The sequence below is a fragment of the Actinacidiphila acidipaludis genome (assembly GCF_019890725.1).
GTDB lineage: Bacteria > Actinomycetota > Actinomycetes > Streptomycetales > Streptomycetaceae > Actinacidiphila > Actinacidiphila acidipaludis.
In genome coordinates this window covers 165,887-192,212 of sequence record NZ_JAINZZ010000009.1, presented here as the reverse complement: position 1 = coordinate 192,212, position 26,326 = coordinate 165,887, and the positions used below count along the sequence as shown (strand labels likewise).

At 72.5% G+C, this 26,326-nt stretch carries 24 protein-coding genes; 17 read left to right on the top strand and 7 right to left on the bottom strand.

Translation table 11 applies throughout. From position 1 onward, the window contains the following. Positions 1-69 precede the first annotated feature (69 nt). The 8 genes from K7862_RS11335 to K7862_RS11300 all read left to right on the top strand — a co-directional run bounded on the left by K7862_RS11335 (position 70) and on the right by K7862_RS11300 (position 7,299). The gene (locus tag K7862_RS11335) at positions 70-717 is read left to right on the top strand and encodes an HAD family hydrolase (protein ID WP_222962351.1); all 648 of its coding nucleotides are present in this window, start codon (positions 70-72) and stop codon (positions 715-717) included. A 59-nt stretch (positions 718-776) separates the two neighbouring features. Beyond that, positions 777-2,042, top strand: coding sequence for an MFS transporter (locus K7862_RS11330; RefSeq protein ID WP_222962349.1), 1,266 nt, complete (start codon positions 777-779; stop codon positions 2,040-2,042). Then, positions 2,011-3,186, top strand: coding sequence for an acetoin utilization protein AcuC (locus tag K7862_RS11325; RefSeq protein WP_222962348.1), 1,176 nt, complete (start codon positions 2,011-2,013; stop codon positions 3,184-3,186). The genes K7862_RS11330 and K7862_RS11325 overlap by 32 nt, the downstream gene beginning before the upstream one ends. Positions 3,187-3,363: 177 nt before the next feature. Beyond that, on the top strand, positions 3,364-4,176 hold the full coding sequence (locus K7862_RS11320) for a phosphatase (RefSeq protein ID WP_222962347.1): 813 nt from the start codon (positions 3,364-3,366) through the stop codon (positions 4,174-4,176). Positions 4,177-4,303: 127 nt separating this feature from the next. Next, positions 4,304-4,516, top strand: coding sequence for a helix-turn-helix domain-containing protein (locus K7862_RS11315; RefSeq protein WP_176930343.1), 213 nt, complete (start codon positions 4,304-4,306; stop codon positions 4,514-4,516). Between the two features lie 20 nt (positions 4,517-4,536). Then, entirely contained in the window at positions 4,537-4,752 is a 216-nt protein-coding gene (locus K7862_RS38585) for a 30S ribosomal protein bS22 (protein WP_443611929.1), read from the top strand. Positions 4,753-4,909: 157 nt separating this feature from the next. Next, positions 4,910-5,965, top strand: coding sequence for an NAD-dependent epimerase/dehydratase family protein (locus tag K7862_RS11305; protein ID WP_222962367.1), 1,056 nt, complete (start codon positions 4,910-4,912; stop codon positions 5,963-5,965). Between the two features lie 38 nt (positions 5,966-6,003). Beyond that, positions 6,004-7,299, top strand: a complete 1,296-nt coding sequence (locus K7862_RS11300; RefSeq protein ID WP_222962346.1) for a lysophospholipid acyltransferase family protein — start codon at positions 6,004-6,006, stop codon at positions 7,297-7,299. Between the two features lie 67 nt (positions 7,300-7,366). On the opposite strand, the gene K7862_RS11295 is transcribed toward K7862_RS11300, so the two are convergent. The 3 genes from K7862_RS11295 to K7862_RS11285 form a co-directional block, all read right to left on the bottom strand. Next, complete coding sequence (locus K7862_RS11295; protein WP_222962345.1) at positions 7,367-8,620, bottom strand: DUF5667 domain-containing protein; 1,254 nt, start codon at positions 8,618-8,620, stop codon at positions 7,367-7,369. A gap of 243 nt (positions 8,621-8,863) precedes the next feature. Continuing rightward, on the bottom strand, positions 8,864-9,721 hold the full coding sequence (locus K7862_RS11290; protein WP_222962344.1) for an ECF subfamily RNA polymerase sigma factor, BldN family: 858 nt from the start codon (positions 9,719-9,721) through the stop codon (positions 8,864-8,866). Positions 9,722-10,060: 339 nt separating this feature from the next. After that, on the bottom strand, positions 10,061-11,059 hold the full coding sequence (locus K7862_RS11285) for an HAD family hydrolase (RefSeq protein WP_222962343.1): 999 nt from the start codon (positions 11,057-11,059) through the stop codon (positions 10,061-10,063). 93 nt (positions 11,060-11,152) lie between these two features. On the opposite strand from K7862_RS11285, the gene K7862_RS11280 reads away from it, so the two are divergent. From K7862_RS11280 to K7862_RS11245, 8 genes are all read left to right on the top strand, one after another. Further along, positions 11,153-11,389, top strand: coding sequence for a glutaredoxin family protein (locus K7862_RS11280; protein ID WP_222962342.1), 237 nt, complete (start codon positions 11,153-11,155; stop codon positions 11,387-11,389). Positions 11,390-11,505: 116 nt separating this feature from the next. Continuing rightward, positions 11,506-12,195: a 3'-5' exonuclease gene (locus tag K7862_RS11275; protein ID WP_308011934.1), complete on the top strand. Its 690-nt coding sequence runs from the start codon at positions 11,506-11,508 to the stop codon at positions 12,193-12,195. Between the two features lie 131 nt (positions 12,196-12,326). Beyond that, positions 12,327-13,040: a redox-sensing transcriptional repressor Rex gene (locus K7862_RS11270; RefSeq protein ID WP_222962341.1), complete on the top strand. Its 714-nt coding sequence runs from the start codon at positions 12,327-12,329 to the stop codon at positions 13,038-13,040. Continuing rightward, the gene (locus K7862_RS11265) at positions 13,037-14,389 is read left to right on the top strand and encodes a glutamyl-tRNA reductase (RefSeq protein WP_222962340.1); all 1,353 of its coding nucleotides are present in this window, start codon (positions 13,037-13,039) and stop codon (positions 14,387-14,389) included. Before K7862_RS11270 ends, K7862_RS11265 begins: the two co-directional genes overlap by 4 nt. Further along, on the top strand, positions 14,386-15,387 hold the full coding sequence (gene hemC / locus K7862_RS11260) for a hydroxymethylbilane synthase (protein ID WP_308011933.1): 1,002 nt from the start codon (positions 14,386-14,388) through the stop codon (positions 15,385-15,387). Before K7862_RS11265 ends, hemC begins: the two co-directional genes overlap by 4 nt. Further along, positions 15,384-17,048 carry a bifunctional uroporphyrinogen-III C-methyltransferase/uroporphyrinogen-III synthase gene (locus K7862_RS11255; protein ID WP_222962338.1) on the top strand — a complete coding sequence of 555 codons (1,665 nt, stop codon included), beginning with the start codon at positions 15,384-15,386 and terminating at the stop codon, positions 17,046-17,048. The genes hemC and K7862_RS11255 overlap by 4 nt, the downstream gene beginning before the upstream one ends. A gap of 186 nt (positions 17,049-17,234) precedes the next feature. After that, positions 17,235-18,221 carry a porphobilinogen synthase gene (gene hemB / locus K7862_RS11250; RefSeq protein ID WP_222962337.1) on the top strand — a complete coding sequence of 329 codons (987 nt, stop codon included), beginning with the start codon at positions 17,235-17,237 and terminating at the stop codon, positions 18,219-18,221. A gap of 40 nt (positions 18,222-18,261) precedes the next feature. After that, complete coding sequence (locus K7862_RS11245) at positions 18,262-18,810, top strand: hypothetical protein (RefSeq protein WP_222962335.1); 549 nt, start codon at positions 18,262-18,264, stop codon at positions 18,808-18,810. Between the two features lie 45 nt (positions 18,811-18,855). On the opposite strand, the gene K7862_RS11240 is transcribed toward K7862_RS11245, so the two are convergent. Together K7862_RS11240 and argS are read right to left on the bottom strand one after the other, a co-directional pair. After that, complete coding sequence (locus K7862_RS11240; RefSeq protein WP_222962365.1) at positions 18,856-20,085, bottom strand: PP2C family protein-serine/threonine phosphatase; 1,230 nt, start codon at positions 20,083-20,085, stop codon at positions 18,856-18,858. Positions 20,086-20,199: 114 nt separating this feature from the next. After that, positions 20,200-21,972 carry an arginine--tRNA ligase gene (gene argS, locus K7862_RS11235; RefSeq protein WP_222962334.1) on the bottom strand — a complete coding sequence of 591 codons (1,773 nt, stop codon included), beginning with the start codon at positions 21,970-21,972 and terminating at the stop codon, positions 20,200-20,202. 169 nt (positions 21,973-22,141) lie between these two features. Between argS and lysS the strand changes: the two genes are divergently transcribed. After that, positions 22,142-23,875: a lysine--tRNA ligase gene (lysS, locus tag K7862_RS11230; protein ID WP_308011932.1), complete on the top strand. Its 1,734-nt coding sequence runs from the start codon at positions 22,142-22,144 to the stop codon at positions 23,873-23,875. Positions 23,876-24,006: 131 nt separating this feature from the next. On the opposite strand, the gene K7862_RS11225 is transcribed toward lysS, so the two are convergent. Next, complete coding sequence (locus K7862_RS11225; protein ID WP_222962332.1) at positions 24,007-24,387, bottom strand: roadblock/LC7 domain-containing protein; 381 nt, start codon at positions 24,385-24,387, stop codon at positions 24,007-24,009. Between the two features lie 232 nt (positions 24,388-24,619). Next, positions 24,620-26,254 carry a DUF2637 domain-containing protein gene (locus K7862_RS11220; RefSeq protein ID WP_222962331.1) on the bottom strand — a complete coding sequence of 545 codons (1,635 nt, stop codon included), beginning with the start codon at positions 26,252-26,254 and terminating at the stop codon, positions 24,620-24,622. Between the last annotated feature and the right edge of the window lie 72 nt (positions 26,255-26,326).

Below are 26,326 nucleotides of genomic sequence, written 5' to 3'. Positions count from 1 at the left end.
GCGTCAGCCCCCGTGCCCAGCACGGGGGCTGACGCTTTTCTGCGTTCTGGACCCGGGTACCGTGTGTCCGTGCGGTACGACCTGGTGATCTTCGACAACGACGGCGTCCTCGTGGACAGCGAGCCGCTCTCCAACACTATCCTCGCCGGCTACCTCAGCGAGCTGGGGCACCCGACGAGCTACGAGGACTCCCTGCGCGACTACATGGGCGCCGCTCTTCACCGGGTGCACGACGTGGTGCGCGAGCGGACCGGCCAGGCGCTGCCGGCGGATTTCGACGCGACCTACCAGGCCCGCGTCTTCGCGGCGTTCGAGCGGGAGTTGCGGCCGGTCGAAGGCATCGGCGTCGTCCTGGAGAAGCTGGCCGCGGACGGTGTGCCGTACTGCCTGGCGTCGTCCGGGACCCACGAGCGGATCCGGGTCGCGCTGCGGACCACCGGCCTCTTCGCACGGTTCGGGGAGGGCAGGATCTTCTCCTCGCAGGACGTGGGCCGTGGCAAGCCCGCTCCGGATCTGTTCCTGCACGCCGCGGCGACGCTGGGGGTGGCCCCGGAGCGCTGCGTGGTGGTCGAGGACAGTCCGCTGGGCGTCCAGGCGGCCCGTGCGGCCGGGATGGACGTCCTGGGGTTCACGGCCATGACACCGGCCGAGCGGCTGACCGGCGCGAGCGCCCTCTTCGGCAGCATGACGGAGCTCCCGGACCTCCTGTTCCGCTGACCGTCGAGTGGGTCGCGAGATCTACTCATCCGTAGCTTTCGCCCCTACTCTCCTCCCTTATGGACGACGCCCCGCCGGTGACCCGGCCACCGGCCCTGCGGCACGGTCGTGCCGCCCTCGCGGTGAGCTTCTTCGCGCAGGGCGCCCTGTTCGCGATGCTGGTGACCCGCATCCCGGCGATCCAGGACCGGTACGGGATCAGTGACGGCCTGCTGCCGGTCTTCCTCGCGGCCGTGCCGATCCTCGCCGGCGTCGGCAGCGTGGCCACCGAGCAGCTGGTGAAGCGGGTCCGGCCGAGTGCGGTGCTGCGCTGGGTGCAGCCGGTGGTCGCGCTCGTCCTGGCGGGGCTGGGCGCCGGCGACCGGATGTGGACGGCGGCGGTGACACTGGCGCTCTTCGGGGTGTGCGTCGGCGGGCTGGACGCGTCGATGAACATGCTCGGGGTGAGCCTGCAGCGGGAGTACGGGCAGAGCATCATGCTCGGCTTCCACGCGTCGTACAGCCTGGGAGGCATCATCGGGGCGTCGCTGGCGTGGGCCGGGGCGCACTGGCACATGGCGCTGCTGACGCTGTACGGGCCGTCGGTGCTCGTCCTCATCCCGCTGACGCTCACCGCGTCCCGCTGGTACCGGGACGCGCGGCCGGAGGGCGCCGAGGCCCTGGCGGCGGTGGACGGCGCGGCCCTGGGCGCGACGCCGAGCGGTCCGCGGGGCGGCGAGACGCAGCAGGTCGTCATGCGGCTGCTGCTCCCGCTCTGTCTGGTGATGGCCTTCGCCTACATCGGCGACTCGACGGTCTCCAACTGGAGCGCGAAGTACCTCCAGGACACCCTGCACAGTTCCGACCAGCTCTCGACGGTGCCGTACGCGGTGTACATGGTGACGACGCTGATCGGGCGCTCGGTGGGCGACTTCGGCGTGCGGCGGTTCGGGGCCGTGCCGGTGGTGCGGCTCGGCACGGTCGTGGCCATGGCGGGCTTCGCGGTGGTGGCGGTGGCGCCGGGCGCCTGGGTGGGGATGCTCGGGTTCACGCTGCTCGGGCTCGGGTTGTGCGTGATCGTGCCGCAGACCTTCGCGGCGGCCGGTCGGTTGTTCCCGGGGGCGTCGGACTCGGCGATCGCGCGGCTGAACATCTTCAACTACGTGGGCTTCCTCGTCGGCTCGCCGCTGGTGGGGGCGCTGGGCGACGCCTGGTCGTACCGCGGGGCGATGCTCGTGCCGATGGCGCTGGTCGGGGCGACGCTGCTGTACGCGCGGTCTTTCGCTCCGGGGCCCGCCGGGTACGGTGTCGGCCATGAGCGGCCGCGCACAGTTGATGTGGGATGAGCAGGTAACGCAGTACGACTTCGGGCCCGGGCATCCGATGGACCCGGTGCGGCTAGGTCTCACCCGCAGCCTGGTCCGGGCGTTCGGGCTGGACGGCGCGCTGCCGGTGGTGGCGGCGCCGGCCGCCGGCGATTCGACGCTGGCGCTGGTGCACCGGGCGGAGTACGTGGCCGCGGTGCGGCGGGCGTCGGCGGATCCGCGCGGCGCCGCCGAGTCGCGGTTCGGGATCGGCTCCGAGGACAACCCGGCGTTCCCGGGGATGCACGACGCGTCCGCGCTGATCGCCGGTCAGTCGGTGGGCGCCGCGGAGGCGGTGTGGCGCGGTGAGGTCGCGCACGCGGTGAACTTCGCCGGCGGCCTGCACCACGCGATGCCGGCGTCGGCGTCCGGATTCTGCGTGTACAACGACGCTGCGCTGGCCGTGGCACGGCTGCTGGAACTGGGCGCCGAGCGCGTGGTGTACGTGGACGTGGACGTGCACCACGGCGACGGCGTCCAGGCGGCGTTCTGGGACGACCCGCGGGTGCTGACGATCTCGCTGCACGAGCACCCGCGGACGCTGTTCCCGCAGACCGGCTGGCCGGAGGAGACCGGCGGCGCTGACGCGGAGGGCAGCGCGGTCAATCTGGCGCTGCCCGCGGGCACCGGGGACGACGGCTGGCTGCGGGCGTTCCACGCGGTGGTGCCGGAGCTGGTGGCGGCGTTCCGCCCGCAGGTGGTGGTCTCGCAGCACGGCGCTGACACGCACTTCGAGGACCCGCTGGCGCATCTGGCGGTGTCGCTGGACGCGCAGCGGCTGGTGGCGGAGGCGTGCCACGACCTGGCCCACCGGCACGCGGAGGGACGCTGGATCGCGCTGGGCGGCGGCGGGTACGCGGTGACGGACGTGGTGCCGCGCACCTGGACGCATCTGGTGGCGATCGCGGCTGGTGTGCCGATCGCGCCGCAGACGCTGCTGCCGGAGGAGTGGCGGCAGGAGGTGTACGCGCGGACCCGGGCCACCGCGCCGCTGCGGATGACCGACGGCCGCGATCCGCGGTGGTCGTCGTTCGAGGACGGCGGCTACGACCCCGCGAACCGTCTCGACCAGGCGGTGCTGGCCACCCGGCGGGCGGTCTTCCCGCTGCACGGCCTGCTGCCGTAGCGCGGGCTGTGCAGCGGGAGGACCGCCCGTCGTGACCCGGGCGGACCACTCCGCCGGGCGTACGGGCGTCCACCGGCCGTACCGCGTACGGGTGGTGGACGCGCCCGGCTTCACCCGGTCGGGGTGTGTTTGCGGGGTTCGGCCCGCCCGGGCCGGACGCGGCGGGACGATCGGGGGGTGGTGAGCGCTGGCGCACTCCGTGCGCATCTGGTGGCGGCGAGGCTGGCGGGGCGGGTGGCGACGCCCCGCGAGAAGAGCCTGCGCAACTATGCCCTGTTCGCGGCCCGCGACCCGCGGCACACCCTCGGGCTGGACCCGGAGGGGGCGTGGGACGTCGGGGCGCTCCTGGAGCTGATGGCCGACCGGTGCGGGGTCTCGCCGGATCCCGGGCACACGTCCGGGGAGGACATGATCGACCCGGACTGCACACTCGCGGCGCTGGACGCGTTCGCCGAGCGTCTGGCGCGTGCCGCACGGGACCGGGCGCCGGTGCTGCTGGGAACCGGCCATCCGCACCGCCTGCTGGACTTCTACGCCGCGTTGGCGGCGGCGCTCTCGGCGGCCGGCTGCCGGGTCCTCACCCCGGGGTACGGCCGATGCGTCGAGGTGCCGACACCATTCGGCGTACGCCGTCACGTGCTGCGGTACGCCGGCGGTGTTGCGGTTCTACGTCCCGCGGAGGCGGGCGGGCAACCGGGTCCCGGGGCCCACACGCACTCTCCGCTACCGGTCAGAGCGCTGCTCGGGGCGGCCGTCGAGGAGGGGTCCGCGCTGCCCGGGCTGGTCGTCGGCGACCACGGGTTTCTCTGCGGCGCAGGTCAGTTGGGGTTCGAGGCGATCGGATTGGGGGATACCGACGACCCGGCGGTTTTCGTGGCGGAGGCCGAGGGCAAGGTTGCGGTGGCGGTTCCGGTGGACGACACGGTCCGCACCGATGACTATCGGCCACTGACCCGTTACGTTCTCACGAGGGCCTGGCTCGCACAGTAGTCAACCATTGGCAACTCCTCTTCCCCACTTGCATCATCCGCCCCTAATCTGTGGGGGAGCGCACATGCCTGTTGGAGTCGCCGGAGGGGAAGCCGGTGGCGTCATGTGCGGAAGGTTCAGGTGTGTCATGGCTGTAACTGAAAGCCGGCCTCTCAACGAGGTCGTATTCCTCACCGTCGCCGAAGTCGCGTCGGTGATGCGGGTGTCCAAGATGACCGTGTACCGGCTGGTGCACAGCGGTCATCTCCCGGCCATTCGCGTGGGCCGGTCCTTCCGGGTTCCGGAGCAGGCCGTCCACGACTACCTCCGCGAATCCTACGTGGGGGTGGAATCTGCCTGAGAAGGCCCGGTAACGGGTTGGTGACCGGCCGCGTGGGCCTCGGTTACGCTCGCCCGCTCCGGGCGGGTAGGCTTGGCCGACGTAGGTCGTGTGGGCTCGGACGCCCCGCACCGAGTGAAACCGAAGCGAGGGTAGTCGTGGGCTCTGTCATCAAGAAGCGGCGCAAGCGTATGGCCAAGAAGAAGCACCGCAAGCTTCTGAAGCGGACGCGTGTTCAGCGTCGCAACAAGAAGTAGGCGCACTTCGCCGCTCTTCCTGCCCCCTTGCCCCACCTCCGGGTGGAGCAAGGGGGCAGTGGCATTTCAGGGGGACGCCCGTTTGTGGGGCGGGGCTTCACCGTGTGACACCGCCCGGGCGGTACGGTGGCTGCATCTCCCAGGGAAGGCGCTGATGGTGGGCAAGGTGGTCCTCGTCACCGGAGTCGCACGGCAGCTCGCTGGCGGGTTCGTACGGCGTGTGCAGCGCGAGCCCGAGGTGGACCGGGTCATCGCGGTCGACGCGGTGCCGCCCGAGCACGACCTGGGCGACGCCGAGTTCGTCCGGGCCGACATCAGGCAGCCGATGATCGGCAAGATCCTGGCGCAGCACTCGGTCGACACCGTGGTGCACCTGGACGTCAGTGGCACGGCGCTGGGCGCCGGCGGCCGCACCCAGGCCAAGGAGACCAACGTCATCGGCACCATGCAGCTGCTGGGCGCGTGCCAGAAGGCGCCGACCGTGCGGCGGCTGGTGGTGAAGTCCACCACGAGCGTGTACGGCTCGGCGCCCCGCGACGCGGCGGTGTTCACCGAGACGACGCCGGTCAAGTCGCTGCCCAGCGGCGGGTTCGCCAAGGACGCGGTCGAGGTCGAGGGGTATGTGCGCGGCTTCGCGCGGCGGCGGCCGGACGTGGCCGTCGCGGTCATGCGGTTCGCGAACATCCTCGGCCCGCGCGCCGACACCCCGCTGGCGGAGTACTTCCAGCTGCCGATACTGCCGACGGTGCTGGGCTACGACCCGCGGCTGCAGTTCGTGCACGAGGACGACGTCGAGGCCGTGCTGCTGGTGGCGACGCTGGAGGCCCGGCGCGGGACGCTGAACAGCGGCACGTTCAACATCGCCGGCGACGGGGTGCTGCTGCTGTCGCAGACCGCGCGGCGCCTGGGCAAGCCGACCGTGCCGGTGTTCCTGCCGGCCGTCACCTGGCTGGGCCAGATGCTGCGCACGGCGGGGATCACGGACTTCTCCCGGGAACAGATCAGGCTGCTCACGCACGGCAGGGTGGTGGACACCCGGCAGATGCGTGAGACGCTCGGATTCGAGCCGGCCTACACGACGGCCGGGACCTTCAGCGACTTCGCCCGCAGCCACGGCCCCGGGCTGCTCCCACCGGAGCGGATGGCGGGGGCCGTCGACCGGATGGCGGCGGCCCTGCCGCCGGCGGTGCGCGGTGCGGCGGGACGCCCGTGAGGGGCCCGGAGCAGGTTTCGGCGGAAGGAGCGGAAGCCATGACCGACGCGAAGGTCATCCCGTTCGACGAGGACTCGCGGGCCCGCAGGGGCGCCGGCCGCTCCCGGGGACGGACCAAGAAGGCGTCCTCCGGTACGAGTGGCGGCGCGGCCGGCCCGGCCGCGGACCACGGCCCGCTGTCGCCGGTGCCGGAGGCCGTCCCGGACGGCGGTACCGCGGGCGTCGGTGACGCCGCGCCCGCCGGGCGCGCGGCCGAGGACGCCGCGGGGCCGCAGGCGGACGCGTCCGCGGGCATTCCGGCTCAGTCCGCGGCGGGCCGCGGCGGCGCCGGGCAGGCCCGTGCCGGGGCCTCAACGGGCCCTGAGGGCGCGGCGGGAGCGGAGGGCGGCGCACCGGACGCCCGGGACGCCGGGGACGCCGGAACGGACCCCGAGGAGCCCGCGGCGCCCTCGCTGGGGGCGGCGCTGGCCGGCGCGGCCGACCTGCTGCTCGGCGGCGACTGGGAGCGGAAGGTCGCCTCGGGGCTGTCGTTCCTGCGGCGCCGGGTGACCGGGGACTACGAGGTCGACGAGTTCGGGTACGACGCCGAGCTGACCGACCAGGTGCTGATGTCGCTGCTGCGGCCGCTGTTCGACGGGTACTTCCGGGTCGAGGTGAAGGGCGTCGAGAACATCCCCGCCGAGGGCGGTGCGCTCGTGGTCTCCAACCACTCCGGGACGTTGCCGATCGACGCGCTGATGACGCAGGTCGCGGTGCACGACCACCACCCCGCGGGGCGTCACCTGCGGCTGCTCGCCGCGGACCTGGTGTTCATGCTGCCGCTGGTCAACGAGCTGGCCCGCAAGGCCGGGCACACCCTGGCGTGCGCGGAGGACGCCCAGTCGCTGCTGGAGCGCGGTGAGGTCGTCGGCGTGATGCCGGAGGGCTTCAAGGGCCTGGGGAAGCCGTTCTCCGAGCGGTACAAGCTGCAGCGGTTCGGGCGGGGCGGGTTCGTGGCGACCGCGCTGAAGACCGGGGTGCCGATCGTCCCGTGCTCGGTGGTGGGCGCCGAGGAGATCTATCCGATGATCGGGAACTCGCGGACGCTGGCGCGGATCCTCGGCTTCCCGTACTTCCCGCTGACCCCCACGTTCCCGTGGCTGGGCCCGCTGGGCCTGATCCCGCTTCCCACCAAGTGGACGATCCAGTTCGGCGCGCCCATCCCCACCGACACGTATCCGCCGGAGGCGGCGGAGGACCCGATGCTGGTGTTCAACCTGACCGACCAGGTGCGCGAGACGATCCAGCACACGCTGTACGAGCAGCTGGTGCAGCGGCGGTCCGTGTTCTTCTGAGGGCGTCCGGGGTCTCCCCGGGCTCTCGGAACGGACCGCCGCCGCACCGGCGGGCGGCTTCCGCCGGCTAGTTGTCCTCGTCGGAGGTGAGTCCGAGGCCGGGCAGCAGGCCGGGCAGCAGCGGCGGCAGGACCACGGAGTGGTTCTGGCCGGAGGGCGTGCCGGTCGGGGTGTCCGTCGGCGAGGTCGTGGTCGGCTTGGGGTTCAGCAGGTCGCTGCCGCCGATCAGACCGTTGGCCGTGGTGTTCGACGGCGACGGCGTCGGGGTGCCGGTGCCGGTCTGGTCGCCGGCCGAGGCCGACGCGGACGGGCCGGTGGGCGTGCCCGAGGTGCCGCCGCTGCCGCCGGTCCCCTGGTCGTCGTCCGGCGGGGACGACGCGCGCCTGTTCGTGTGCGCCTTGGGCATGAGCGGCTCCAGCGGCGCCACGTCGTGGTCTATGGCGTCGAAGACCGACGACACCTGGTCGGAGACGTCGGTGAGCTGAGTCGGCAGCTTGCCGCGCAGGTCGCTCCAGCTCTGCCGGTGACTCTGCGCGAAGCTGTTGAGCATCTCCATGGGCTGCAGGGAGCCGTCGTCCTGGTAGGCCTGGGTGAGCAGCCGGTGGGCCTCCGCGGCCTCCTGGTGCATGCCGGACAGGGCCTTGCGGACCTCGGCGACCGAGTCGGGGTCGAGCTGCCCGCCACGGCCGCGGTCCATCAGCCGGCGGGCCTCCTGCATGCGGGTGGCGGCCATGTCGAGGTAGACCTGGCCGCGCGAGGCGTCCCCGCTGGCCATGTCCAGCTTGAGGTCCTCCATGCTGCGCTTGAGGCCGTACAGCGTGTCGCCGGGCAGCGCGTTGGTGCTCGCCGCGGCCACTCCGCCGAGCGCGCCGGCGGCGACGCCGACCGACAGACCGCCGACGGCCAGCCGCCGTGACAGCCGGGAGCGCGGGGTGAGCTTGCGCAGCCCGGTGGCGCGGTGGGCGCCGTGTCCGTCGCCGCGCTGCTCGGGCACCCGGCCGCCGGCGAAGCTGCCGTCCGCGATGGCCTGCTCCATCGCGGCGATCAGCTGGGCGCGCTGCACGGTCTTCTTCTCGGCGTCCATCACCGGGCGCGGCCTGGAGCTGATCGCCCCGGCCAGGGCCAGCAGCGCTCCCTGCTCGGGGTCGGCGTGCCGGGCCGCCGCGTGGGCGCCGTGGCCGCCGTGGGTGTCGCCGTGGTCGCCCCGGGCGCCGCCGCCACCGTGGCCGCTCGGGGCCCCCGGGGCGTCCTCGAGGGTCTGTTCCTCGAGGGCCTGGGCGAAGGCGTTCGCCCGGCGGTGTGCCGTTGCCTGTCCGATCACGGGCGGCACCTCCTCTCGTCATCCACACACTCGACTCGCCGTGCCACCCGGATGGTTGCACGGCCCGGCGCTGTCCACCCGATCGAGTGAAAAGCGGCACGGGGCGTACGGCACGGAAGTGTCTGCACGTGATGCAACGAGTGCCAGTCCAGTTGGGTTACGCAGGTCTGATCATCGTGCCGCGGCCATCTGGGCGAACCGGCACGCCGGGACGCGTGCTCTGGTATCGGGGACATCCGCGGCTCACCGGGCGTCTTCCGGCAGCAGCCGGGCCAGGGTGCGCACCGCGCGGTACTGGAGGGTCTTGATGGCGCCCTCGTTCTTCCCCATGACCCGGGCGGTCTCGGCGACCGACAAGCCCTGCAGGAAGCGCAGCGTCACGCACTCCTGCTGCTGCGGGTTGAGTTTGCGCACCGCGGTCAGCAGCGCCTCGTTGGACAGCGACTCCAGCACCGAGTCCTCGGGGCTGCGCTCGACCTCGTTGGCGTCCAGCATCTCGCCGGTGGTGACCTCCAGCCGGAAGCGGCTGGACTTGAAGTGGTCGGCGACCAGGTTGCGCGCGATGGTGACCAGCCAGGCGCCGAAGTCACGGCCCTGCCAGGTGAAGGTGCCGATGCGGCGCAGCGCGCGCAGGAAGGTCTCGCTGGTCAGGTCCTCGGCGGTGGCCTTGGAACCGACCCGGTAGTAGATGTACCGGTAGACCGTGTCGCTGTAGTGGTCGTAGAGCCGGCCGAACGCCTCGGTCTCGCCGTCCTGGGCCCGTTCGACCAGGTCCATCATGCGGCCGCTGTCGGTGTCCGAGGCGGGCCTGCGGGCCGTGGTGCCGCGGTCGGCGGTCACGCGGTCGGTGGTGGCGGCGCCTCGGGCGTGCGCCGCGGCGCCGGCGTGGCGTCCGCCGCGCGCGGTGCCGGTGCCGGTGCGGGTGCGTCTGCCTGCGGCGGTACTGGTTTCGGCCAGCGCGTACGCCGGGCCTGGGACGGTGGGACCGGGCGTGGCGAGGGCGGGCACGGCGTACGCGGGGACCGTGCGCAACAGGCGGTCAAGCACCAGTGCGCGCAACGCAGCCAGGCCGGAGGTGTCAACCCCGTCGTGTGGGTACACGGGACTCCCAGAGGCAGAACTTCCATCACGTGCAGTACGGAACCGTTCACTCGTCGTGGCGACGAGTTGGTACCGGAATGCGTCTGAGGAGAATAACGCTTCGTACAGACGACGCTACACCGAGTTGCTGAATTCGCCGTTTCCGCCACTTCCTGTACGGAATCAGGTGCGCTCAATTATCGAACCGGTGACGGAAGTTGACCACTTCCGGTCGTGAAGTGCTCGCGAAGAGAGCGTGTTGTGCGCGTGTGGCGTGAGGGGGACACGGGGCGTGTCCCCCGGTGGCGGAGCGGGTACCGAGCTAGTTCCGGGCTGGTTTCGGGCCGGTCCGGACCGGGTTCAGGAGCGCTTGCGATGGATGGCCACACCGGCGATCACACCGCCGGCGAGCGCGCCCATTCCGGCCGCCGCCGGAATCCCGATCCTGGCCGCTTTGCGCCCGGTCCGGTAGTCGCGCAGCCGCCAGCCCTGTTTGCGGGCGTGTTTACGCAGCCCGCTGTCGGGATTGATCGCGTAGGGGTGGCCGACCAGCGACAGCATCGGGATGTCGTTGTGCGAGTCGCTGTAGGCCGCGCAGCGCGACAGGTCCAGGTCCTCGGCGGTGGCCAGCGCCCGTACCGCCTCGGCCTTGGCCGGGCCGTGCAGCGGTTCGCCTACCAGGCGGCCGGTGTAGACGCCCTCGTCGGACTCCGCGACGGTGCCCAGCGCCCCGGTCAGGCCCAGCCTGCGGGCGATGATGGTGGCCGTCTCCACGGGTGCGGCGGTCACCAGCCACACGCGCTGGCCGGCGTCGAGGTGGGCCTGCGCCAGCGCGCGGGTGCCCGGCCAGATCTTCCCGGCCATGTACTCGTCGTAGATCTCCTCGCCGATGGACATCAGTTCCTCGACGCGGTGGCCCTTGACGATGGACAGCGCGCTGTCGCGGGCGTCCTGCATGTGCTCGGGGTCCTCGTGGCCGGCCAGCCTGAAGTACGCCTGCTGCCACGCGAAACGGATCAGGTCGCGCTTGTCGAAGAACTTCCGCTTGTACAGGCCGCGGCCGAAGTGGAAGATCGCGGCGCCCTGCATGACGGTGTTGTCGAGGTCGAAGAAGGCCGCGGCGCGCGGGTCCCCGGCCACCGGGAACTGCGGTTCCTCCTCGGCGGGCGCCTCCCCGGCCGGCGCGGTCTGCGGCGCGGTCTGCGGACCGATCTCCGCGCTCTCCGGCGCGGTCTCCGGCCCCGGGCGCGTCGCGGTGGCCAGGGCGGCCTCCGCGGCGGCGGCCGCGGCCGCGCCCGCCACCACACTCCGTTCGGTGGCGGACTGCCTGCGCGGGGTGAGCCATTTGATAGGCGCCATGTCGCGAGCATAACCACGTTGAGGGGCAACGCTGATGCGCCCGCGAAGCGGGGGTGTGAACTCCATGCGACACGTTTCCCTTACCTTGACCGTATGAGGACTGTGACGCTCATCGCCAAGCCCGGCTGCCATCTGTGCGACGACGCGCGCGCCGTGGTCGAGAAGGTCGCCGCCGAGACCGGCGCCGCGGTCGCCGAGCAGGACATCACCCAGGACGCCGAGTTGTACGACCGCTACTGGGAGCAGATCCCGGTGGTGCTGGTCGACGGCGAACAGCACACGTTCTGGCGGGTCGACGAGCAGCGGCTGCGCCGGGCGCTCACGGCGTGACGCTCCGTCGCGTAACACGGTGACCGTTTTACCGGAGTTACCTGCACTCACACACATTCGATTACCATCGAGGGCGTTTTGTACGCCCGGGGGTGATTGTGTGAGGAGTGTGCCGCGTGCTCTCGGGTCCCTTCGGCCATCCCCAGGGTCCGTCCGGATACGCCGTGGTGGACCTGGAGGCGACCGGTTCCTCGTCGCGCCGGCACCGCGTGCTGGAGCTCGCGGTGGTCCTGCTGGACCGGAACCTGGAGCCGCAGGGTGAGTTCAGCACCCTCGTCGATCCGCAGGGCCCGGTCGGCCCCACCCACATCCACGGCATCGAGGCCGGGCATCTGGGCGGCGCGCCGCAGTTCGCCGGTGTCGCCGGCCGGCTGCTGAACCTGCTGCGCGGGCGGGTGCTGGTCGGGCACAACGTCGGCTGCGACCGGGCGTTCCTGGCGGCCGAGTACGCGCGGATCGGGCTGCGGCTGCCGGTCGTCCCCGAGCTGTGCACGATGCGGATGGCCGCGGACCGCGGCGGCGACGCCCCGCGCCCGTACGGGCTGAGTCTCATCGCCTGCGCGGCGTCCGTCGGCATCACGGACTGGAACCCCCACACCGCGCTCGGTGACGCCCGCACCACCGCCGCGCTCTTCACCCACTACGCGCCCGGCGTTCCGGGCCTGGCCGACCACCTGGCCAGGGCCGCGGCCGTCGGCTGGCCGGAGGCTTCCGGGCTCCTGGCGGCGGCCGACGCCCTGTGGATGGGCCGCGGTAACGAACCGGCGCTGCGATCGGTGCCGAATGTCCGCCATGGGGGCGCGTGATGCCCATCACTTCCGCCGGGCAAATCGGACACCATCTTTGTGCACGCGTTCACAAAGACATAGCCTGGCGTCCACGGGGCGTCCCCAAAGACCGTGGTCGCCCTCAGCCCAGCTCTACCCGCAGGAGCACCGTGGCAACTGGCCGATCACACCGACCGGCGACCCGTAGCCGAGGAATTCCCGAGGCCACCGTCGCCAGGCTTCCGCTGTACCTGCGGGCGCTGACAGCTCTGTCCGAGCGTTCTGTGCCCACCGTGTCCTCGGAGGAACTCGCCGCCGCAGCCGGAGTCAACTCGGCCAAGCTGCGCAAGGACTTCTCCTACCTCGGTTCCTACGGCACGCGAGGCGTCGGTTACGACGTGGAGTATCTCGTGTACCAGATCAGCCGGGAACTGGGACTGACCCAGGACTGGCCGGTCGTCATCGTCGGTATCGGCAACCTGGGCGCGGCGCTGGCCAACTACGGCGGCTTCGCGTCCCGCGGGTTCCGGGTCGCCGCCCTGCTCGACGCCGACACCGCCCTGGCCGGACGGCTGGTGGCCGGACTGCCGGTGCGGCACATCGACGAACTCGAGTCGATCGTGGCGGACAACCAGGTCTCCATCGGCGTCATCGCCACGCCCGCCGGCGCCGCCCAGGAGGTCACCGACCGGCTGGTCGCGGCCGGCGTCACCTCCATCCTCAACTTCGCCCCCACGGTGCTGTCGGTGCCCGACGGTGTGGACGTGCGCAAGGTCGACCTCTCGATCGAGCTGCAGATCCTCGCCTTCCACGAGCAGCGCAAGGCCGGTGAGGACGACCGCCAGGAGCCGGACGGGGACGTCCCCGCCGTGATGCCGGCATGAGTCTTCTGGTCGTCGGGCTGAGTCACCGCACCGCGCCGGTCAGCGTCCTGGAGCGCGCCGCCCTCGGTGAGGACGCGCGCACCAAGCTGCTGCAGGACGCGCTGGCCGCGGAACCCGCCACCGAGGCGGTCGTGCTCGCCACCTGCAACCGCATCGAGCTGTACGCGGACGTGGACAAGTTCCACGCCGGCGTCGCCGAACTGTCCACGCTGCTGTCCCAGCACAGCGGCGTCGGGCTGGAGGAGCTCACCCCGCACCTGTACGTGCACTACGAGGACCGGGCCGTCCACCACCTGCTGTCGGTGGCCTGCGGCCTGGACTCCATGGTCGTCGGCGAGGGCCAGATCCTCGGCCAGATCAAGGACGCCCTCGCCCTCGGCCAGGACCTGCACACCGCGGGCCGGATGCTCAACGACCTGTTCCAGCAGGCGCTTCGGGTCGGCAAGCGCGCGCACTCCGAGACCGGCATCGACCGCGCCGGCCAGTCCCTGGTCACCTTCGGCCTGGCCCAACTCGCGCCCACCACCGGCCCGCTGGCCGGCAAGCGCGCGCTGGTCGTCGGCGCCGGCTCGATGTCCTCGCTGGCCGCCGCGACCCTCGCCCGTTCCGGGGTGAGCGGCCTGGTCGTCGCCAACCGCACCGCCGAGCGCGCCGAGCGGCTGGCCCACCTGCTCACCGAACAGGGCACCGACGCCCGGGCGATCCCCATGTCCGGCGTGCCCGCGGCGCTCGCCGAGGCCGACATCGTGGTGTCCTGCACCGGCGCCACCGGCCTGGTGTTGACCGCCGACGACCTGCGCCGGGCGACCGGGGACCGTCCCGAGGGCGAGACCCTGGCGATCCTGGACCTGGCCATGCCGCGGGACGTCGACGCCGCCGCGCACCGCTTGGTCGACGTGCACCTGGTGGACATAGAAACCCTGGCCGCGGCCTCCGCGGACGCGCCCATGGCCGCGGACGTCGACCAGGTCAGGGCGATCGTCTCGGAAGAGGTCGAGGCGTTCGGCGCCGCGCAGCGTGCGGCCCGCATCACCCCGACCGTGGTGGCCCTGCGGGCCATGGCGGCGGACGTCGTGGCGGGTGAACTGGCCCGGCTCGACGGTAGGCTGCCGGGTCTGGACGACAAGCAGCGCGCGGAGATCACCCAGACCGTGCGCCGCGTCGTCGACAAGCTCCTGCACGCGCCGACCGTGCGCGTCAAGCAGCTCGCGGGCGAGCCCGGTGGCGCCGGGTACGCCGACGCGCTGCGTGAACTCTTCGACCTCGACCCGCTTGCGGTCGCCGCCGTCTCCCGCGCCGAGCGGCCCCCGGTCCAGGTCTCGCACAACGGAATCGAGGGACTTCGGTGAACGCCACGGCAGGTGCCCCGCAGGGCGCCCCTGAGGGGACCGCCCCCCTCCGTCTCGGCACGCGGCGCAGCAAGCTCGCCATGACACAGTCCGGGATGGTCGCCGAACAGGTCGAGCGGGTCACCGGCCGCACGGTCGAACTCGTCGAGATCACCACCTACGGTGACGTCTCCCGCGAGAACATCGCGCAGATCGGCGGCACCGGTGTGTTCGTCTCCGCGCTGCGCGACGCGCTGCTGGCCGGGGACATCGACTTCGCCGTGCACAGCCTCAAGGACCTGCCGACCGCCCAGCCCGACGACCTGGTGCTGGCCGCGATCCCGGTCCGCGAGGACCCGCGGGACGTCCTGGTGGCCCGTGACGGCCTGACCTTCGAGATGCTCGCCACACTGGGCCGCCCCGCGCGCATCGGCACCGGCGCGCTGCGCCGCATGTCGCAGCTGAACGCCTGGGCCCGCAGTCACGGTCTGCAGATCGAGACGGTCCCGATCCGCGGCAACGTTGACACCCGGATCGGGTACGTTACCTCCGGCAAGCTCGACGGAGTCGTGCTGGCCGCCGCCGGGCTGAACCGTATCGGCCGGCTCGCCGAGGCGAGCGAGCTGATCGACGTCGACGTCATCCTGCCCGCTCCCGGCCAGGGGGCGCTGGCCGTGGAATGCGCCGCCTCCAACCCGGAGCTGGCCGCACAGCTCGCCGAGCTCGACGACCCGGTCACCCGGGCCGCCGTGACCGCCGAGCGATCCCTGCTCGCCGCCCTCGAGGCCGGCTGCTCCGCCCCTGTGGGCGCGCTGGCCGACCTCGTGGCCGACGGGCAGGTTACCGAGCTGCGTCTGCGCGGCGTCGTCGGCTCCACCGACGGCACCGAGCTGGTGCAGATGTCCATCACCGGCCCCGTTCCGGCATCGGACGGCGAAGCGCGGGCCCTCGGCCGTGAGCTCGCCGCCGAGATGCTCGCCAAGGGTGCGGCCGGTCTTATGGGGGAGCGCACACCTTGAACCCCGCTGCCGTCGCCACGACCACCACCGCCGGCACCCCGGCCGGTCCCGCCGGGACCACCGCAGGCCACGTCACCTTCCTCGGGGCAGGCCCGGGCGACCCCGGACTGCTGACCCTGCGCGCCGTCGAGGCGCTCGCGCGAGCCGACGTCCTGGTCGGTGACGCACCCGTCCTCGACGTCGTCCGCACGCACGCCCGCGCCGACGTGGGCACGGTCGAACCCGCCACCGACGGCGCGGTGTTGGATTCCGGCACCGCCGCGTCCGTTGTTGCCACACAGCTTGTCATGGCGTCCGCGCGGACCGGCAAGCGGGTCGTCCGTGCCGTCGCCGGCGACCCCGGCCTGGACGCCTCGGCGGCCGCCGAGATGCTGGCCTGCGCCCAGGCCGGCATCCCCTTCGAGGTCGTCCCGGGCGTGGCCGCCGCGGTCGGCGTGCCCGCCTACGCCGGCGTGCCGCTCAGCGGCGACGTGCGGTTCGTGGACGCGGCCACCGCCTCCGAGCGCTGCTGGTCCGAGGTGGGTGCGAGCTCCGCGACCCTGGTGATCTCCACCACGCTGCAGACCGTGGCCGCGACCGCGTCCGAACTGATCGCCTGCGGCCGCAAGCCCGACACCCGGCTGACGGTCACCGTGGCCGGCACCACCACCCGGCAGCGCACCTGGACCGCGACGCTGTCCACCATCGCGGCCGAGCTCAAGGCCACCAAGGCGCTCCCGACCCCGGAGGGCCCGATCGCGGCCATAGCCGTGGTCGGTGAGGGCACGGAGCAGCGCGAGCACCTGTCGTGGTTCGAGACGAAGCCGCTCTTCGGCTGGCGGGTGCTGGTGCCGCGCACCAAGGAGCAGGCCGCCTCCCTCTCCGACCAGTTGCGGTCCTACGGCGCGGTCCCGCACGAGGTGCCGACCATCGCGGTCGAGCCGCCGCGGACCCCGCAGCAGATGGAACGGGCCGTCAAGGGCCTGGTCACCGGCCGGTACGAGTGGATCGCCTTCACCTCGGTGAACGCGGTCAAGGCGGTCCGGGAGAAGTTCGAGGAGTACGGCCTGGACGCCCGCGCCTTCGCGGGGATCAAGGTCGCCGCGGTCGGCGAGCAGACCGCGCAGGCGCTGGTGGAGTTCGGCGTGAAGCCGGACCTGGTGCCCAGCGGTGAGCAGTCCGCGGCCGGGCTGCTGGAGGACTGGCCGCCCTACGACCCGGTCTTCGACCCGATCGACCGGGTGTTCCTGCCGCGCGCGGACATCGCCACCGAGACGCTGGTGGCCGGCCTGGTCGAGCTGGGCTGGGAGGTCGACGACGTCACGGCGTACCGCACCGTGCGGGCGTCGCCGCCGCCGGCCGACACCCGTGAGGCGATCAAGGGCGGCGGCTTCGACGCGGTGCTCTTCACCTCGTCCTCGACCGTGCGGAATCTGGTCGGCATCGCGGGCAAGCCGCACAACGTGACGGTCATCGCCTGCATCGGCCCGGCCACCGCCAAGACCGCCGAGGAGCACGGGCTGCGGGTGGACGTGATGGCACCCGAGCCGTCGGTCCACGCGCTGGCGCAGGCCCTGGCCGACTTCGGGACGGCCCGGCGCACCGCCGCGCAGGAGGCGGGCGACCCCGTCACCCGCCCCAGCGAGCGCCGTCCCGGCGCCCGCCGCCGCCCCCGCGTCTGACGCCGCACCCTCCGCGCCGCCCCCTGCCGGGGGGCCGCGCGGAGCTCGTGCGGCGGCGCCCGCGGGGCTTGCCCGGACGCCCCGGAGGCCTTGTCCCGCCCGGGACGGGGACCGACGCGACGTCGGGAAGAGCACGCCTCGCGCGGGCGTACCGTGGAGGGGATTCCTCACGGCTGGAGATGGACGATGACTGGCTCGTACGGCGAGTTCCCCGGCGCGCGTCCGCGCCGCCTCCGCACCACGCCGGCGATGCGCCGGCTCGTCGCGGAGACCCGCCTGCACCCCGCCGACTTCATCCTTCCGGTGTTCATCCGGGAGGGGCTCACCGAACCGGTGCCCATCTCGTCGATGCCCGGCGTCGTCCAGCACACCCGTGACACCCTGCGCCGCGCGGCCGTGGAGGCCGCGGAGGCCGGCGTCGGCGGTCTCATGCTCTTCGGCGTGCCCGAGGTGAAGGACGCCGTCGGCAGCCAGGGCACCGAGCCCGACGGCATCCTCCAGGTCGCGATCCGCGACGTCGTCAAGGAGGTCGGCGACGACCTCGTGGTGATGTCCGACCTGTGCCTGGACGAGTTCACCGACCACGGCCACTGCGGCGTGCTGGACGCCCACGGCCGCGTCGACAACGACGCGACGCTGGAACGTTACGCCGAGATGGCACAGGTGCAGGCCGACGCCGGTGTCCACGTCGTCGGGCCCTCCGGGATGATGGACGGCCAAGTCGGCGTCGTCCGCGAGGCGCTGGACGAGATCGGCCGGCAGGACGTGTCGATCCTGGCCTACACCGCCAAGTACGCCTCCGCGTTCTACGGGCCGTTCAGGGAGGCCGTGAACTCCTCCCTGAAGGGCGACCGCAAGACCTACCAGCAGGACCCGGCGAACCTGCGCGAGTCGATGCGCGAGCTCGCCCTGGACCTCCAGGAAGGCGCGGACATGGTCATGGTCAAGCCCGCGCTGCCCTACCTGGACGTGCTCACCAAGGTGGCCGACGCGGTGGACGTGCCGGTCGCGGCCTACCAGATCTCCGGGGAGTACGCGATGGTCGAGGCGGCCGCCGCGAACGGCTGGATCGACCGGGACCGTACGATTCTGGAGACGCTGACCTCGATCCGCAGGGCCGGCGCCGGAATGATCCTGACGTACTGGGCGACCGAGGTCGCGCAGCGCCTGTAGGTTCTCGGGAGTACTCGGGAGCAGGGGAGGAGGAAGCGACGTGAGCCGAGGCATACCTTCGTGGATGGCGGTCAGCGGACTGACGGCCGGGGCGATGGTCGCGGTGTCGGTGCTCGCCTTCCAGGCCAACGGGTCGACGTCCGCCGGTCACGCCGCGGCGCCCACCCCGCGCCCGACGGCCACCAAGCCGCACAGCGCCCCCACCACCCCGCCCCCGGTCCCGCAGGGCGGCGACACCGGCAAGCGGATCGTCTACTCGCTCAGCCAGAACCGCGTCTGGGTGGTCCCCAAGTCCGGCCCCGTCTCGACCTTCCTCGTCCAGCCGGGCACCGTCCCGGCGACGCCGGGGGTGTACTACGTCGGCAACCGGATCGCCGCGACGATCGGCAGCGACGGCAAGAAGGTCGAGCACGTGGTGTTCTTCGAGTACACCGCCGAGGCCTGGGTCGCCTTCTCCGCGCAGATCGACGACAAGGTGACCCCGCCGGACCCGCACCTGCGCACCGGCGCCGTCCGCGCGCACCGCGCCGACGCCCTGAAGATCTGGAACAACACGGTCCACGGTTCCACGGTCGTCGTCGTCAAGTAGCCCCGGGCCCCCGGGCCGCGTGTCCCCGCGGCCGCTCACGCCCCTTCACAGCGCGATGGCGACCAGGGCGGTGTCGTCCTCCGCGCCGGTCGGGGGCAGGAGGTCCTGGAGCAGGGCGTCGGCGAGCTGCTCGGGGGCGCGGTGGCGGTGGTGATCCAGGGCCCGGGCGAGCCGGGTGAGGCCGATGTCGATGTCCTCCTTGCGACGTTCGACCAGGCCGTCGGTGTAGAGGACCAGGGTGCTGCCAGGAGTGAACGGGACGGTGGCCTGCGGGCGGGCGACGTGCTCGGGGCGGGCGCCGAGCGGCGGGTCCGTGGCCTGGTCGAGGAAGTCCACCGTGCCGTCGGGGTGCAGCAGGGCGGCCGGCGGGTGGCCCGCGTTGCTGTAGGTGATGGTGCGGGCGGTCCAGTCGAGGAAGGCGGAGACGGCCGTGCTGCACTCGGCGCCCTCCACGGACCGGGCGTACAGCCCGACGACCTCCAGGGCGGCGGCCGGCCCGTCGGTGACCCGGCAGGCCGCGCTCAGGGCGCTGCGGAGCTGGCCCATGACCCCGGCGGCGGGCAGCCCGTGGCCGACGACGTCGCCGACGGCCACCGCGATGCGGTCCCCGGGCAGGTCGACCAGGTCGTACCAGTCCCCGCACACCTGGAGCCCGCCGAGCGACGGCTGGTAGCGCACGGCCACGTGGTGGCCGGTGGGCCGGAGCGCGGGCAGCATCGCGGCCTGCAGGGTCAGTGCGACCTCCCGCTCACGGGCGTGCGCCTGGCGGAGCTTCTCGTTGACCTCCTGGAGCTCCCGCGCCCGCATGTACAGCTCGCCCTCCAGGTCCCGCGGCGTGCGGTAGTCCCCGCTGCGCAGGCCGCGGGTGCGGATGAACGCGGTGACCTCCTCGACGCGGTGCATGACGTACAGCAGCTCGCGGCCGGGCCCGTACACGGGGAGGTTGACGATGCTCCAGTAGCGCTCCTCGTAGACCCCGGGCCGGTCGGTGCGCTCGACGTCGTACCGCTGCAGGCCCATGGTGTCGCGCTCGCCGGTCTCCACCACGTGCCGCAGCGACGCGGTGAGGTTCCGGGTGCCGTCGGCGTCCGGGTCGCCGGGGTTGTCGGGGAACAGGTCGAAGATGTTGTGCCCGATCAGCTCGGCCTTGGGCCGCCCCGCCATCCGCTCGTACGAGGGGTTCATGTCGAGGTAGACCATGTCGGTGCTCAGCAGTGCCACACCGACCGGCAGATGCCGGAAGACAGCCCCGAAGTCGATCTCGGCTCTTGTCACCACAGCCCCGCAAAGTAGGACAGATGTGGACAAGCATGCCTGAAGATCGGCCGACCGGCCCACAGACCATGGGATCTGCGGGCCGGCCGGCCGTTGTGCCTGCGGGTCGGGTGCCTACAGCCGCTCGGGCGAGCGGATTCCCAGCAGGGCCAGGCCCTGCCGCAGCGTGCGGGCGGTCAGCTCGCACAGGAACAGCCGATTCTCGACCTGCGCGGCGCCGCCCTCGGCGGTCAGCACCGGGCACTGCTCGTAGAAGGTCGTGAACAGCGACGCGAGCTGGTACAGGTAGGCGGCCAGCCGGTGCGGCTCGTAGACCTCGGCCACCTCGGCGAGGGTGTCGCCGAACGCGTCCAGGTGCAGGCCCAGCGCCCGCTCGGACGGCTCCAGCGCCACCTCCGGGTGCGCGGCCGGCCGCTGGTCCGCGGCCGCCTTCCGGAAGATCGACTGCGTCCGCGCGTAGGCGTACTGCACGTAGACGCTGGTGTCGCCGTTGAGCGAGACCATCCGGTCCAGGTCGAAGACGTAGTCCCGGCCGAGCGACGTCGACAGGTCGGCGTACTTCACCGCGCCGATGCCGACCTGCTCGCCGTTGGCGCGGATCTCGTCGTCGGTCAGGCCGATCTTCTCGCCCTTCTCCCGCACCACGGCCGTCGCCCGCTGCACCGCCTCGTCGAGCAGGTCCTCCAGCTTCACGCTCTCCCCGGCCCGGGTCTTGAACGGCTTGCCGTCCTTGCCCAGCAGCGTGCCGAACGGCAGGTGCCGCGCGGTGACGTCGTCGGTGAGCCAGCCGGCCCGGCGGGCCGTCTCGAAGACCATCTTGAAGTGCAGCGACTGCCGGACGTCCACCACGTACAGCAGGGTGTCGGCGTGCAGGGCGCCGGTCCGGTTGCGGATCGCCGACAGGTCGGTGGCCGCGTAGCCGTAGCCGCCGTCGGTCTTCCGGACGATCAGCGGGACCGGCTCGCCGTCCTTGCCCTTGACGTCGTCGAAGAACACGCACAGCGCGCCGTTCGACCAGACCGCCACGCCGGACTTCTCCAGCAGGTCGCAGGTCTCGGCGAGCATGTCGTTGTACCCGGACTCGCCGACGATGTCCTCGTCGCGGATCTCGATGTCGAGCTTGCGGTAGACCGAGTCGAAGTAGATCTTCGACTCGTCCACGAACCGCTGCCACAGCTCCAGCGTCTCCGGATCGCCGGCCTGCAGGTCGACCACCCGCCGCCGGGCCCGCTCCTTGAACGCCTCGTCGGACTTGAAGAGCGCGCCGGAGGCCTTGTAGAGCCGGTCCAGCCGGGACATCGACGCCTCGCCGGCGTCGCCCTCGCCCTCGGTGTGGTCCAGCTCGTGCGGGTGCTCGATCAGGTACTGGACGAGCATGCCGAACTGGGTGCCCCAGTCGCCGATGTGGTGCCGCCGCACGACCTGCTCGCCGCCGAACTCAAGCACCTTGCAGATCGCGTCGCCGATCACCGAGGACCGCAGGTGGCCGACGTGCATCTCCTTGGCCACGTTCGGCTGCGCGTAGTCGACGACCGTGACGCCCGGGTGCTCCTTGGCGGGCACGCCGAGCCGGTCGTCGGCCGCCCGGGCCGCCAGCGTCGTGGTGATCGCCGCGTCGGACACCGTGATGTTCAAAAAGCCGGGGCCGGAGACCTCGATCTGCGCGATCACGTCGTCGGCGGGCAGCGCGTCCAGCACCGCGCCCGCCAGCTCCCGCGGGTTGGCCTTGGCCTTCTTCGCCAGGCCCAGCACCCCGTTCGCCTGGAAGTCGGCCCGGTCGCTGCGTCGCAGCAGCGGGTCGGCGTCGACGGCCGACGGCACCGCGGCCGCGAGGGCTGCGGAGACGCGCTGCTGGAGCGAGGCGGAGAGGGACGTGACCGAGGCCATGGAAGTGCCGTTCGTCTAGGTGATGGGTCGCCACGATTCTCCCACGCGGCGGGCGCCCGCCGCGACGTACATAGGGCGGCGCCGGACCTGTGGACAAACGGCTGGGCCGGACCGCGCCGTCTGGGAGAATGGGGCACGCCAAGCACTCCATCCCAGGAAGAAGAGGACCGTGGCTCAGAGCACCGAGGCCGACTGGGTCTCCCGTTTCGCGGACGACGTCATCGCCGAGTCGGAGCGTCGCGCCCCCGGGAAAACCGTCGTCGTCGCGTCCGGGCTCAGCCCGTCCGGGCCCATCCACCTGGGCAACCTCCGCGAGGTGATGACCCCGCACCTGGTCGCCGACGAGATCCGCCGCCGCGGGTACCAGGTCCGGCACCTGATCTCCTGGGACGACTACGACCGCTACCGCAAGGTGCCGGCCGGCGTCCCCGGGATCGACGACTCCTGGGCCGAGCACATCGGCAAGCCGCTGACCTCGGTGCCGGCCCCGGCCGGCTCCGCGCACCCGAACTGGGCCGAGCACTTCAAGGCCCAGATGATCGAGGCGCTGGCCGAGCTGGGCGTGGAGTACGACGGCATCAGCCAGACCGCCCAGTACACCGCCGGCGCCTACCGGGAGCAGGTCCTGCACGCGATGCGGCACCGCGGGGACATCGACGCGATCCTCGCCCAGTACCGCACCAAGAAGGCGCCCGGAAAGACCTCGCAGAAGCCGGTGGACGCCGCAGAACTGGAGGCCGAGGAGGGCTCCGGCGCGGCGGCCGAGGACGACGGCAGCGCGGCCGGCGCGGGCGGCATCGGCTACGTCCCCTACAAGCCGTACTGCGCCGACTGCGGCAAGGACCTCACCACGGTCACCGCCTACGACGACGAGACGACCGAGCTCACCTACACCTGTGCCTGCGGTCACGGCGAGACCGTGCTCCTCAGCGAGTTCAACCGCGGCAAGCTGGTGTGGAAGGTCGACTGGCCGATGCGCTGGGCCTATGAGGGCGTGATCTTCGAGCCGTCCGGCGTGGACCACTCCTCGCCGGGCTCGTCCTTCCAGGTCGGCGGCCAGATCGTGGGCCCGATCTTCGGCGGCGAGCAGCCCATCGGGCCGATGTACGCCTTCGTCGGGATCTCCGGCATGGCCAAGATGTCGTCCTCCCGTGGCGGCGTGCCGACCCCGGCTGACGCCCTGCGGATCATGGAGCCGCAGATCCTGCGCTGGCTCTACGCCCGGCGCCGCCCCAACCAGTCGTTCAAGATCGCCTTCGACCAGGAGATCCAGCGGCTGTACGACGAGTGGGACGCGCTGCAGCGGAAGGTCGACGAGGGCTCGGTGCTGCCCGCCGACGCGGCCGCGTACAGCCGCGCGGCCGGGACCGCGGCCGGTGAACTGCCGCGCACCCCGCGTCCGCTGCCGTACCGCACGCTCGCCTCGGTGGCCGACGTCACGGCCGGCGCGGAGGCGCAGACCCTGCGGATCCTGTCCGAGCTCGACCCGTCCCGGCCGCTGGCGTCCCTGGACGAGGCGCGGCCGCGGCTGGACCGGGCGGAGAACTGGATCTCCACCTATGTGCCGGCCGAGCAGCGCACCGTGGTGCGGTCCGAGCCGGACACCGAGCGGCTGGCCGGGCTGGGCGACGCCGAGCGCGGCGCGCTGAAGCTGCTGCTCGACGGACTGGACGCGCACTGGTCGCTGGACGGCCTGACCTCGCTCGTCTACGCGGTGCCGAAGGTGCAGGCCGGGCTGGAGGCGGACGCCAAGCCGACGCCCGAACTGAAGGCGGCGCAGCGGGCGTTCTTCGCGGTGCTCTACGAGCTGCTCGTCGGGCGCGACACCGGGCCGCGGCTGCCCACCCTTCTCCTGGCGGTCGGGCAGGAGCGGGTGCGGGTGCTTCTGGGCGGGGCCGCCTGACGCAGCGTTCGCCGTTCGTCCCCGGCCCGGCCGCCCTCACCGGCGGCCGGGCCGGTGCCGTCTGCGGGTGTCCGTCGTCCGTTCGGCCCGGATGCGGGTGTCCGTTCGGCCCGGGCGGTGCACGCGGGGCTTCAGACGATGTGGGCCTCGGTGGGGGAGAGGTGGTGGGCGATGCGGGTGGCGCAGGCGCGGGCCTCGGGGCGCAGGCCGGGGAGGTCGGCGCCCGGGGCGGCCAGCACGGTCAGGATGCCGGAGCCGGCCGGGAACAGCGCCAGGCCGCCCGCGTCGCCGCGGACCAGCAGTTCGCGGAAGTCGCCCTGGCCCGCCGCGCCGGTCAGCCGCACCCCGACGGCCGCGGCCGCGGCGGTCAGCGCCGCGAAGCCGTCCGGTTCCAGATCCGGGGCGTCCACCGCCAGGACCAGGCCGTCCGGGCTGGTGGCCAGCGCCCCCGCCACGCCGGGCGTGTCCGCCCGCAGCCGTTCCAGTTCGCCGCGCAGCTCGGCCTCGTGCATGGTCGGTCCCCTCCTCTCGGCGGACGGGCCGGTCACGCGACAGCCGTCGCGTCCGCGCCCGCACCGCCGGATCCGGTCGCTACGGGCACGCTATGCACTGCGTCCGGCCGGAGGAGGACTTTGGCATTTTCCGGCGGGACATGCTTCACCCGCGCCTAAAATGCGCCTCTGAGATCTCCCGGCCGCGGAAGGGCCTGGGAAGCGGGAAGCTCCTGGGAAGCGCCTCACCCGGTCAGGGAATGCTCTCCGCATTCGCCTCCGAGGTGTACCGGTAGCGCAGATCCCTTATGGCGCTGACCAGTTGGCGCTCCTCGGGCGGCGTGCCCTTGTAGACGGACGGCAGGTAGCGCGCCAGCTGGCGGGCGTTCGGCATGGCGCCGTGCTCCTGCACGTAGTTGCGGTAGGCCGCGAAGTAGGCGTCCTCGGCGGAGACGTCCTCGGGCAGCTCCATGCCCGCGAGGGGGAACGTCTCCAGGTCGGCCTCGGGACCCGGCGCGGGCGCCGGTTCCGGTGCGGGGGCGGGCTGTTCGCCGGCCGGCTCCGGCTGCTGCTCGCGGCGCGGGCCGGGGACGGTGCGTCCGTTCACGCCGTTGCCCGCGTCGTTGCCGCCGGCGCCGTTCACGCCGTTCACGCCGGCCATCCCGTTGGCGCCGTGCACGCCGTTCGGGACGCCGTTGCCGTTGAGGGCGCCGTAGCCCAGCGGTCGCTCCTGGTAGGGACCCACCGGGGCCATCACCTGGGCCTGCGCCTGCGCGTACTGGGCCTGGGCCTGTGCCTGGGCCTGCATGGCCGCCTGCTCGTAGCCCTGCGGTCCGTACGGCTGCTGCCCCTCGTAGTAAGCCTGCTGGACCTGCTGGGCGTTGAACCACGGGCTGTCGTGCGGGGTGCCCTCGAAGGGGCCGTAGTAGCCCTGTTCGTACAACTGCTGCTCGTACGCCTGCTGCTGGGCGTACTGCTGGGCGGCGAAGAGCTGCTCCGGGGTCAACTGCGCCTGCCCGGGCACACCTTGGGCGGCCGACTGGCCCTGCTGGCCCTGGGCGCCCTGCTGGCCCTGCTGTGCCGTGGCGGCCGCACCGGGAGCCGTATCCGTCGCCGTCGCCGACGCGTCCGCCGACTCCGCGGCGGCGGTCTCCTGCGCCGCGGCCGGAGCGGCCTCCAACTGCCGTACGGGCGTGGCGATCTCGATGCCGGCCGCCTGCAGTCCCGCGTCGGCGGTCTCGGCCAGCGGCACGCCGTACTTCGCCAGCCGCAGCGGCATGATCGCCTCGACCGGGGCCTTGCGGCGCCACGCGATGCCGTAACGGGCGCGCAGCCGGGCCCGGTAGACCAGCCGGTCCTGCTCGCGCCGGATGGTCTCCTCGTAGGAGCGCAGCTCCCACAGCTTCATCCGCCGCCACAACCGGAAGGTCGGCAGCGGCGCCAGGAGCCAGCGGGTGATGCGGACCGACTCCATGTGCTTGTCGGCGGTGATGTCCGCGATGCGCCCGATCGCGTGCCGGGCCGCCTCGACGGAGACCACGAACAGCACCGGGATGATCGCGTGCATGCCCACGCCCAGCCCGTCCGGCCAGGCCGCCGCGCCGTTGAACGCGATGGTGGCGGCGGTCAGCAGCCACGCGGTCTGCCGCAGCAGCGGGAACGGGATCCGCAGCCAGGTCAGCAGCAGGTCCAGGGCCAGCAGGACGACGATGCCCGCGTCCACGCCGATCGGAAAGACGTTCGCGAACCAGCCGAAGCCCTTGTGCAGGGCCAGAGTGCGCACCGCGGCGTACGAGCCGGCGAAGCCGATGCCCGCGATGATCACCGCACCCGAGACGACGATGCCGACAAGTATTCGGTGCGTCCGGGTCAAACGTATCGCGGCCACCCGCGACCCCTCCTGCCGCTCAGCTCCTGTCCCCGTGACTGGACGCCCCAGAGTGCCACATCCGGAGGACGC

What these genes read in the sequence shown, in the direction of transcription:
- K7862_RS11330 (WP_222962349.1), top strand. Translation starts at nt 777, where the DNA reads ATGGACGACGCCCCGCCGGTGACCCGGCCACCGGCCCTGCGGCACGGT.
- hemB (WP_222962337.1), top strand. Translation starts at nt 17,235, where the DNA reads ATGACTGGCTCGTACGGCGAGTTCCCCGGCGCGCGTCCGCGCCGCCTC.
- K7862_RS11265 (WP_222962340.1), top strand. Translation starts at nt 13,037, where the DNA reads ATGAGTCTTCTGGTCGTCGGGCTGAGTCACCGCACCGCGCCGGTCAGC.
- argS (WP_222962334.1), bottom strand. Translation starts at nt 21,972, where the DNA reads ATGGCCTCGGTCACGTCCCTCTCCGCCTCGCTCCAGCAGCGCGTCTCC.
- K7862_RS11225 (WP_222962332.1), bottom strand. Translation starts at nt 24,387, where the DNA reads ATGCACGAGGCCGAGCTGCGCGGCGAACTGGAACGGCTGCGGGCGGAC.
- K7862_RS11300 (WP_222962346.1), top strand. Translation starts at nt 6,004, where the DNA reads ATGACCGACGCGAAGGTCATCCCGTTCGACGAGGACTCGCGGGCCCGC.
- K7862_RS11325 (WP_222962348.1), top strand. Translation starts at nt 2,011, where the DNA reads ATGAGCGGCCGCGCACAGTTGATGTGGGATGAGCAGGTAACGCAGTAC.
- K7862_RS11280 (WP_222962342.1), top strand. Translation starts at nt 11,153, where the DNA reads ATGAGGACTGTGACGCTCATCGCCAAGCCCGGCTGCCATCTGTGCGAC.
- K7862_RS11315 (WP_176930343.1), top strand. Translation starts at nt 4,304, where the DNA reads ATGGCTGTAACTGAAAGCCGGCCTCTCAACGAGGTCGTATTCCTCACC.
- K7862_RS11285 (WP_222962343.1), bottom strand. Translation starts at nt 11,059, where the DNA reads ATGGCGCCTATCAAATGGCTCACCCCGCGCAGGCAGTCCGCCACCGAA.